This is a genomic window from Pseudohalocynthiibacter aestuariivivens (genome assembly GCF_018457175.1).
GTDB classification, from domain to species: Bacteria; Pseudomonadota; Alphaproteobacteria; order Rhodobacterales; family Rhodobacteraceae; genus Pseudohalocynthiibacter; species Pseudohalocynthiibacter aestuariivivens.
The window spans coordinates 1-9204 of the sequence record NZ_JAGFNU010000029.1; the positions used below are offsets into that span (position 1 = coordinate 1).

The 9204-nt window shown below is 53.0% G+C and carries 8 protein-coding genes; 7 read left to right on the top strand and 1 reads right to left on the bottom strand.

The window, feature by feature from the left end; all coding sequences use genetic code 11:
- Nucleotides 1-382: 382 nt before the first annotated feature.
- Nucleotides 383-1942, top strand: coding sequence for an acetolactate synthase large subunit (locus J4E70_RS18940; RefSeq protein WP_213891467.1), 1560 nt, complete (start codon nucleotides 383-385; stop codon nucleotides 1940-1942).
- Between the two features lie 253 nt (nucleotides 1943-2195).
- Here the strand turns inward: J4E70_RS18940 and J4E70_RS18945 are convergent, their stop codons facing one another.
- Nucleotides 2196-3638 carry an NCS1 family nucleobase:cation symporter-1 gene (locus J4E70_RS18945; RefSeq protein WP_213891469.1) on the bottom strand — a complete coding sequence of 481 codons (1443 nt, stop codon included), beginning with the start codon at nucleotides 3636-3638 and terminating at the stop codon, nucleotides 2196-2198.
- A 171-nt stretch (nucleotides 3639-3809) separates the two neighbouring features.
- Between J4E70_RS18945 and J4E70_RS18950 the strand changes: the two genes are divergently transcribed.
- The 6 genes from J4E70_RS18950 (at nucleotide 3810) to J4E70_RS18975 (ending at nucleotide 8871) form a co-directional block, all read left to right on the top strand.
- The gene (locus J4E70_RS18950; protein ID WP_213891471.1) at nucleotides 3810-4466 is read left to right on the top strand and encodes a GntR family transcriptional regulator; all 657 of its coding nucleotides are present in this window, start codon (nucleotides 3810-3812) and stop codon (nucleotides 4464-4466) included.
- 345 nt (nucleotides 4467-4811) lie between these two features.
- Nucleotides 4812-6248, top strand: a complete 1437-nt coding sequence (locus tag J4E70_RS18955; RefSeq protein ID WP_213891473.1) for an FAD-binding oxidoreductase — start codon at nucleotides 4812-4814, stop codon at nucleotides 6246-6248.
- Between the two features lie 39 nt (nucleotides 6249-6287).
- A complete protein-coding gene (locus J4E70_RS18960) occupies nucleotides 6288-6620 on the top strand; it encodes a nuclear transport factor 2 family protein (RefSeq protein WP_213891475.1) in 333 nt (110 codons plus the stop codon).
- Between the two features lie 263 nt (nucleotides 6621-6883).
- Nucleotides 6884-7408 carry an NAD(P)-binding domain-containing protein gene (locus J4E70_RS18965; protein ID WP_213891477.1) on the top strand — a complete coding sequence of 175 codons (525 nt, stop codon included), beginning with the start codon at nucleotides 6884-6886 and terminating at the stop codon, nucleotides 7406-7408.
- Entirely contained in the window at nucleotides 7372-7659 is a 288-nt protein-coding gene (locus J4E70_RS18970) for an imine reductase family protein (RefSeq protein ID WP_213891479.1), read from the top strand. Before J4E70_RS18965 ends, J4E70_RS18970 begins: the two co-directional genes overlap by 37 nt.
- Nucleotides 7660-8175: 516 nt before the next feature.
- Nucleotides 8176-8871 carry a DUF6639 family protein gene (locus J4E70_RS18975; protein WP_213891481.1) on the top strand — a complete coding sequence of 232 codons (696 nt, stop codon included), beginning with the start codon at nucleotides 8176-8178 and terminating at the stop codon, nucleotides 8869-8871.
- Nucleotides 8872-9204: the final 333 nt, after the last annotated feature.

Sequence of the window (9204 nt, forward strand, 5' to 3'; positions counted from 1 at the left end):
GCTTTAGTCAAGCCAAACTCAGCGCCGTCGCTCGTCAACTCAACGAGCGACCTCGAAAGACCTTGCAATACCAAACGCCAGCAGAGAAATTTGAAGCATGTGTTGCGGCGATCAGTTGAAACCACACTGCTCAGCCGCCATTGGGTAAAGGCGTAGCGAATTTCTGCTTTGAGCCCAAAGCGTCCATTGGTCATCGCCGCTGATAATATGTCCATTTCCGAAAAGTGGACATCGGTAGACTGCGCAGTATCTTAGCAAGACAGGAAATTTTTTGCACTCTGTGACGGTTTCCCGGAGTTCTGTAGACCTGCATAAGAAACTCAATGGTATTTGAGTTTCGAGTCCACTAATCTCAATCATGAACTAAGCTAGGGACAATCAAATGAACGGGGCTCAATCGCTGGTAAAGACGTTCTTGAATAATGGTTTGGATACGGTTTTTGCCAATCCTGGCACCTCTGAAATGCATTTCGTGGCAGCCTTAGATGAACACCCCGAAATGAACTGTGTTTTGTGCCTGTTCGAGGGTGGCACAACGGGTGCAGCAGATGGCTATTTCCGCATGAAAAGGGATGTTGCGGGAACGCTCTTGCATCTCGCACCAGGGTTCGGCAATGCCTTTGCCAATCTGCACAACGCCCGAAAAGCCGGTTCCGGAATTGTTAATGTCGTCGGAGAACACGCAACCCATCACTTGCGTTATGAAAGCCCTCTGAAGGGCGATATATTGGGTATCAGTCATGCAGTTAGCCATTGGACACGAGTGTCGAGTGATGCCGTTAGCGTTGCTGCAGATGGCGCGGCAGCGATCCACGCCGCACGGTCTCAAAACGGTCGAATTGCAACTCTTATTCTACCAGCTGATACCGCTTGGAACGAAGCGGATGCCGCTGCGAAACGGCTGATGCACAGGCAAAACCTCAATCGGCCGTCTCCCGAGGATACCGACGCTGCCGCAGCCCGCTTAAAAACACCAGGTGCCGCGCTATTGATTGGCGATTCCGCTCTTTTCGGACCCCTTCGTGAACTGGCTGGCAAAATAGCGTCAGCAACAGGATGCCGGTTGTTGGCGGACACATTAGTACCCCGGATATCTAAGGGCGCGGGCGCCGCAAAGCTAGACCAGCTGGTTTATCCAGTGACACCCAAGATCGCTCAGCTGGTTGGAACGTCGTCAATTACCTTAGTCGGCGCGGATAGGCCGGTTGCATTCTTTGCTTATCCAGGAATGCCAAGTGTTCCAGAGTCATCAAGCTGCGCAATTGCAGGTTTGTGCTCCCGGACGGATGACATCAGCTGGACTCTGCAATCCTTAGCGGATGCTGTTGGGGTCACAAGCAAAACCACGGTGAATGCTCTCCCGCTCGATCTACCCTCAATTCCCAGTGGTCAGCTGACTTTGGAAAAAGTGGGTTTGGCCTTGGCGGCCCTCATTCCGGAGAATGCCATTTTGTGCAATGAATCTGTTACTTCGGGATTGAAGGTCCTGCCGGCTACTGCAACAGCGCGACCTCATGAAATGCTGGCGGGAACTGGTGGCGCAATCGGTCTGTGTTTGCCCTGTGCAACGGGTGCAGCGATCGCTTGCCCGGAACGGAAGGTCATTGCGCTGACAGGTGATGGGTCTGCAATGTATACCCTGCAATCGCTTTGGACTATGGCGCGCGAGAGTTTAGACGTAACGGTGATCGTATTTGCCAATCGCGGCTATCAGATTCTGCGTAATGAACTTGCTAATGTAGGTGTCGCGCATTTCGGTCAGAACGCTCAGGCAATGTTTGACGTTGAGAATCCAACTCTAGATTGGGTGTCTTTGGCCAAGGGGCATGGCGTTCCTGGGACACGAGCAGAAGATATCGACAGCTTTGTGAAAGCGCTATCCGCTGGACTTGCTGACGGTGGTCCATCTTTGATCGAAGTTGTCTGCCCTTTAACAGCATAGGCCAAAAAGGCTCTGCAAATTAATGTATCCAATGAAAATTTTGGGGAGTGTCGGCCCAAAGCCGACATCCATCGATCGCACAGCGAATGACTTCTTCGAGCCCAAACTTCAGGGCTTCTGCACCGCGGCGAATGTCTTCTTAATAGTAGTAAGAGACTCGAAAGACGGGTGCGTCACTGAGCCATAAGGAAAACTCGAACTGGAACAAATGGATGGCCAGCGAAGCTGCAAAGCTCCACTGGCCAAGCCATTGTCAAACCTTTACGTGGTCCTTGGCTAGGGCATTATAGATCGCTCCGCCAAGGATTGCGCCGATCACCCAGTTGAAGCCGGACAATACTGCGAACCACGGAACCCAGACGGTCGCAACAGAGAAGATCGCCGCCACACCGAATGCTTTGACTGCGGCGCTGTTCCAGCCGTTATCATAGTGATAGATGCCGCCGTCCATGTTGTAGAGATCAGCTTCGCTCAACTGTTCCTTCCTGTGGAGATAGTAGTCAACTATCATGATCCCGAAGATTGGGGCGAGTACAGCGCCGAGCGTGTTTACGAAGCCGCTGATCCCGAACTGGCTGATGAAGCTGCTCCAGAACCCGCCAATCACCAGAGCAAAGATCGATGTGATCAAACCAGCCTTGCGAAAGCTAATCTTCTCCGGCGACAAGTTGGCGATGCCGTTGACCGCTGGGATAAAGTTGGCCACAAGGTTGATCCCGACCGTTGCGGCGAAAAAGGTAATCGCCGCGATGATGCCCAGAAGCACGCTGTCGGTACGTTCGACAATCTCGGTCGGGTTGATAATTGCCTCGCCATAGACCACTGCAGCACCGCCGGTCGTCAGAAGTGCCAGTGCAGAGAACAGGATCATGTTGAAAGGCAGGCCTGCAAGGTTGCCCAATTTCATCGTCCGATTGTCCTTGGCATAGCGCGAGAAGTCGCTGAAGTTGATCATGACAGCCGCGAAATAGGCTACCATTGTGCCGACAATGGCAATGTACCCTTTGAACTCGGTCCAAGCAGTGCCTTCGGGATTGGCAAAGATAGTCGCTGTGGCCGAAAGAAGCTGGCCGTCAGAGCGCTGCCAAAGCACAACTACAAGGCCGATCATAACCAGATACACAAAGGGACCGGCAATGTTCAGGAAAGTCTCAACCCAGTTCATGCCACGCCAGAAAATAAAGATGTGAAACCCCCAGACAATGAGGAAGGAAATCCAGTCGATACCCGTCAGGCCGAGGATTTCCGCTCCGCCACTTGCACCTGTGATCGAACGGATCAACAGGGCTACTGCCGTCGAGGCAAAATAGACCTGAACGCCGTACCAGAACACCGCCACAATCGCGCGAAGAATAGCAGGCAGCTTTGCACCTTGAGTTCCAAGGCTCGCGCGGGCGAAGACCGGATAGGGGATGCCATATTTTTCACCCGCAGCACCAGACAGGTTGACCATCCACATGACAAAGAGCGCTGCCGTGATCAAAGCAGCGAATGCGGTCCATCCACCGACGCCGAACGAAATGAACAGCGATGCCACAAGGGAATACCCGAAGAGCGATTGTACGTCGTTTGCCCAGATGTTGAAAATGGCGAACCACCCCCAGGTTTTTTCGTCGGCACCGGCCGGATTGAGCGTATTTCCTTCCGGGTCCATCGTTCCGCCATGTGCGACGCGCGTGTCGTCAATTGAAGCCATTTTTTCCTCCATGCGCCCGTTAATCGAGCGAAAATTCGATTCCCTGCTTATTTTTTTGCACGCAATTGAACTTGTAGCTGACATTTTAGACCATATGTTATATGGCAGGCTATCAAAAACTTCAGCCAACACTTTACGATTTTAATTGATAATATCACAAGCGGAGTGCCAATGAGCCAGCCAACAGAAGGAGCACTATCAGCGGATAAAGCCCAACGCGCGCTTTGGGCTGCGCTTCGAACTGGGGAATTGCGGGACGGTCAGTTCCTCTCAATGTCGCAACTTGTCGGCATTCTTGATTTTCCGATTGCGGCCATCCGCGAGGCAGTGAAGCAGGCCAGCGCACTAGGTTTGGTGTCGACATTGCCGAAACGCGGTGTGCAAGTTATGGAAGCTCGCCCCGAAACCATCCGGGACTGTCTCGATTTTCGGATGGTATTTGACCAGGAAGGTGCGCGACGGCGGATCGCTGGCAGCGCATTCTCGGAATTGAAAGCCCTGCGGGCGCAGCACGATGAGATGCGACACACGGCCCGCAACCGCGCGGGAAACGATCTTCCGCCAAAGGCAATAGAGGTTGACTTGGCGTTGCACAACTATCTGGCCGAGGGGCTGGACAATCCCCAGCTGACGGCCACCTATGACGCCAACCGGATGCGCATCGCAATCATTCAGAATGCGCGCCCGTTTATTCAAGACCGGATCGTCTCTGCCATGGAAGAGCACCTCTCGATCATTGATGCCCTGGAAAGCCGTGACGTTGAAGCCGCTGAGCACGCAATCCGATATCACTGCGAACAGACCCTGCGTTGGTGGGGCGTTGCCTGACATCCGTATCTTTTCGCCTTTCGGCCTCGCCAAGCAGGCTGACCGGGGAATGACCTGCCAAAACTTGGTGCCGGGATTGGCAAAGCAGACCTTTATGACTGAACTTGCGAAGGCTGCTTCGTCCGTGAAGCGGACAATCGCAACAACAGGCTCGTACGACTGTAGTGCCGGACAAAGCGGACTTTGGCAGGCCTCCTTACGTTCAAGACCAGATGGGGCTGGCGTACCCATATTTTCTCTTTCCACAAGCTAATCAGGATATGTTATAGAAGGCCAAAGAACAATATTCTGTATCTGAGGCATGTGCCAGGCGAGGACCCTTCATTACAAATGGGGGACTCATAAATGACTAGACTTAAAACTTTGGACGGTAAGGTAACGAGTATCGGTGCGGAAACGATCGAAAACCTTGCCGCATCGCTACGTGGCGGCGTTTTCTCGGACGGCGACAGTGAGTATGACGAAGCCCGTACGATATGGAACGCGATGGTGGACCGAAAGCCTGGCCTTGTTGTCAGAGCAATGGGCACAAGCGACGTCCGAAGTGCGGTCAATTTTGCCCGTGACAACGGCCTTCTAGTTGCTATTCGCTCGGGGGGGCATCAGATCGCCGGACATGCCGTTGCCGAGGGGGCGTTGCTTATCGACTTGTCTCAGATGCGCTCAGTCCGTGTTGATCCAACCAAGAAGACGGCCCGTGTAGAGCCCGGTGCATCCCTTGGCGACGTGGACAAAGAGACGCAATCCCATGCTTTGGCTTTGCCGATGGGCATTAATTCCACGACAGGCATCGCGGGATTGACACTAGGTGGAGGATTTGGGTGGATCACGCGCAAATTCGGGATGACAATAGACAGCCTAATATCCGTAGATATTGTGACCGCTGACGGCGCGTTTGTTCGCGCGAGCGCTAATGAAAACGCAGATTTGTTCTGGGCTATTCGAGGCGGAGGCGGCAATTTTGGAATTGTTACCTCATTTGAGTTCCAGCTTCACGACGTAGGACCGGAAGTACTGGCAGGTTTGATAGTACATCCGCTCAAGGACGCTCCGTCACTTCTGCAAGAATTCGGCAAGATCGCTAATTCAGCTCCGGATGAGCTCACTATATGGGTGGTTATGCGTAAAGCACCCCCGCTGCCGTTTCTTACTGAAGACTGGCATGGCAAGGAGGTTCTTGTTTTTGCCATTTGTTATATTGGCGATGAGGAAGATGGCGGAGAGGCACTCAAACAACTGCGTGCACTCGGGAATCCCGTAGCCGACGTTATTGGACCATCTCCCTTCGTAGGCTGGCAAACAGCTTTTGATCCCTTGCTGACACCAGGCATGAGAAACTACTGGAAGAGTCATGATTTTAACGGGCTGCCAGGCGAAGCAGTATCAGTTCTTCTGAACGCAATACAGTCATTGCCCGACCCTAACTGTGAAGTTTTCATTGCGCATGTCGGAGGTGCAATGGCTCGTGTTGCAGATGATGCCACGGCATATCCACAAAGATCATCGCATTTTATAATGAACGTACATACGCGTTGGGAGGATGCGTCAGGCGATGACGCCTGCATCGGATGGGCGCGCAAGCTCTTCGACGATACCGCCCAATACTCGACGGGCAGTGTCTACGTAAACTTCATGCCTGACGATGAAATTGAACGCGTCACTGGCGCCTATGGCGGCAACATGGAGCGCCTAGGCAGAGTAAAAGCCAGGTACGATCCGGGGAACCTGTTCCGGCTTAATCACAACATCAAACCTGCCGGGTTGCCACAAGCAGCAGAATGAGCTGCGCCACATATAACGGGAAATAATCAGGAGGACGAAATGTCGATCTTTCAGAAACTGGATGCCGCGACAAAGAACCGAGATGCTGAGGCATATATTGATTTGATGGCCGATGATTGCGTCTTCGTTCGCCATCAAAACGGAACGGAAATGAACAAGCCTCAGATTTCCGAAATGCTAAGGAAAATGATGAGTGCAGGCGGAGCAGATATGGGTAATCGTCGATGTTTATACGAAAACGACGATATTCTAGTCGTCCATTCGGTAAATGATTATCCGGATGGTACGAGGGAAGCCGTGCTAGCCTCGTATAGTCTTCTAGACGGCAAGATCACAAGACTGGAGACTGGCGCAACGCCCTTGGCGAAGTGAAAAGCCGACCCCTGCGATAGGCTCGAGTTTGGACGTGACCGCTACGACTACTGTATTCGGTGGCACACGTCCGCTCTGGCTCAAAGCAGAAGTTCGCGGCACTTATTTCAAATGTCTGCTGAGCGGGACGGAGCTGCCCTTTTCGGCGCGCTGTTTTCGGTTTGTGCAAGTGGTAGACGTGAAGCTACCAATTGGCGAGATGGTGCGATAGTGAGTGTTGGGCTACAAATTGGAGTTCATGAAGCTGTACGGAGGCTAATGCAGTGGCAGACACTTCCGTTCTTGGATTGGGCCAAATGGGCACCGCAATGGCGCTCGCGCTGCTGGCCAGCGGGCGATCGGTCACGGTTTGGAACCGGTCGCCAGAAAAAGCGCAACCATTTGTTGATGAAGGCGCTACGGTCGCCGCTTCGGCGGCAGACGCGATTTCGGCTAGCGATATTTCGATCCTGTGCATCAGAAACCATGTGGCCGCGGCTGAACTGCTACGCCCTATAACCAACAGGCTGGCTGGCAAGACCGTGCTTCAGCTTTCGACTGGCAGCGCGAAAGAGGCTGAAGAATTAGTCAACCTTCTAACTGGTGCCGGGTCGGATTGGTTGATCGGTATGATCAATGCCTATCCTGTCATGAACGGAAAGGCCGATAGCGTCATCCTGAGCGCGAGCCCGGAAGGGGTATGGGACAGGTACGGCGATGTCATTCGCACTTTGGCCGGGGCGTCGGAGCTGCCGTTTGCCGGAATGCCGATGTGCCTCTGGATGTCTTTGTGGGGCAGATGCCGCTGACGCTAAAGGCGGCTGGCTTGTACGCCGATAACTTTGGCCGCAAAGCCCCAGAGCGGAACTACGACGAAACACAAGCGTCGCTCGAAACCTATCTTGGCGCGCTCAATGGAATTCTTGCAACGTACGAAGAGACGGGAACAACTGACGACTTCCCACGGCTGATGCGAGATCTGACGAAGCGCGGGTTTGAAGAGGGGAATGCCAAAAAAGACCTGACGGTTCTGATTGAAACGTTGTCGAAGAAGTCCTGATTTCTCGGTCGCAGTTTCAAGCGGTCTGTAGTTTTCATATTGTTGTGTCACCCAAATTCGATGTCCGCTTCGTCCTGCGGTTTCAACGGATCGACGCAACGCATGCATTGAAACGCTTGGCAGGTGTTTCGTAGTTGTGTGTCTTACGAGGTCGTTCGTTGAGCAATATTTCAAATGTCCGGTTCGGTCCTGATTGCTGCCTTTGAGGCTAAGTCAAGAAAGTGCCAAGAAGCGACATTTGCCGTTCTTGATTAACCACCGCAACTTGGTACATCGCAATGCCGGAGTAGGAGCCGTCCACAGCATCAGGCGCGGACATCTTTCCATCGAACTCGAGCGCTAAAATTTTGCCTTCTTGTTGGAATTTGACAGACGTTCCACTGTAGTTATGTGGGCCAAGAAAGACCCGTGACCCAACCCTTCGAGGTCTCAAGGGTGCCTCCGAAGAATTATTTTGTCGACTCTGCAGTAGCTTGCGACCATCCTGGTTTCTATCTAAACTACGATCGTTTTCGCATGTGGAAGTTAAATAGAATCTGCGCGGCGCTCGCAATCCTTAGCGCAGGCTCTCCATGCGTAGTGTCTGCTTCGCCGGAGTTGATCATTTGCCAAGATGACCAGCTCTCAGTACTTTCACCCACACCAGAGTTCGTAGAACTTGCCTGCCATTTTGCTATTGAGGCCAAGACACGGCTGCTTGAGTGTGGCCTACACCAGCCCAATCCGATCGAAATCTTTCTTGTCGAAAGGATTGAGCATGATATTGGAGACTGTCTTGCGACTTACGATTGCACTGATGAAATCATCCGCGTTAAACAGCCAGAATCAATCGCGGACGCACTTGTAGAAGGTAGTCCTTACAGCGTCCTTCCTACGACGGTCATATTCCAAGCGTTGGTCTCCCACGAAATGGCCCATGCCTTGCTGGAGCAGTCCAGTCGGGGAACTGATCTTGCCTTTGTAGACCATGAATATGTCGCCGCAGTGATGGAACTGGACATCATTGATCCAGAGTGGCGTCAGGCATTGATTGATGCCGCACCAGTCCGCCTTCCACCGAAGCCCGGTCTGATCTCTGCTCTTATCTATGGGTTCGAGCCAAGGAAGTTCGCCACAAACGCCTGGCAGTACTTCAACGCCGAAGTCGACGGTTGTGAGCGCATCCGCCAGATCGCTGACGGCAACTTCTCCTTCACCGATCAACCTCGGTAAGAACTCTCCGCGGAAAGGCTCTCGAACCGCCGCCCCGTATATCCTGCGAAAGGGGTGTCGCGGAAGTCTCCTTTGTCCCTCCAAGCTGCAGTTGGAGCCGGTCGCAGCGAGCGACTGCTTCCCGCCCTTCGCGTAGAGATGTTGCAGGTGCAGCACTAGTCATTAAGGGTTCGAAGTGGCAGTTCGCTGCGCGATAGTCGAGTGATTGCTATGCGGATGGGGTGGATGGCTCCTGCATCATCTGGCGTCACAATGCGCCATAGTGCAGTTGTCTTGAACTGCTTATGAGAGGAGCCACCCAATGGAAGTTACAACAATTGGCCTAGATTTGGC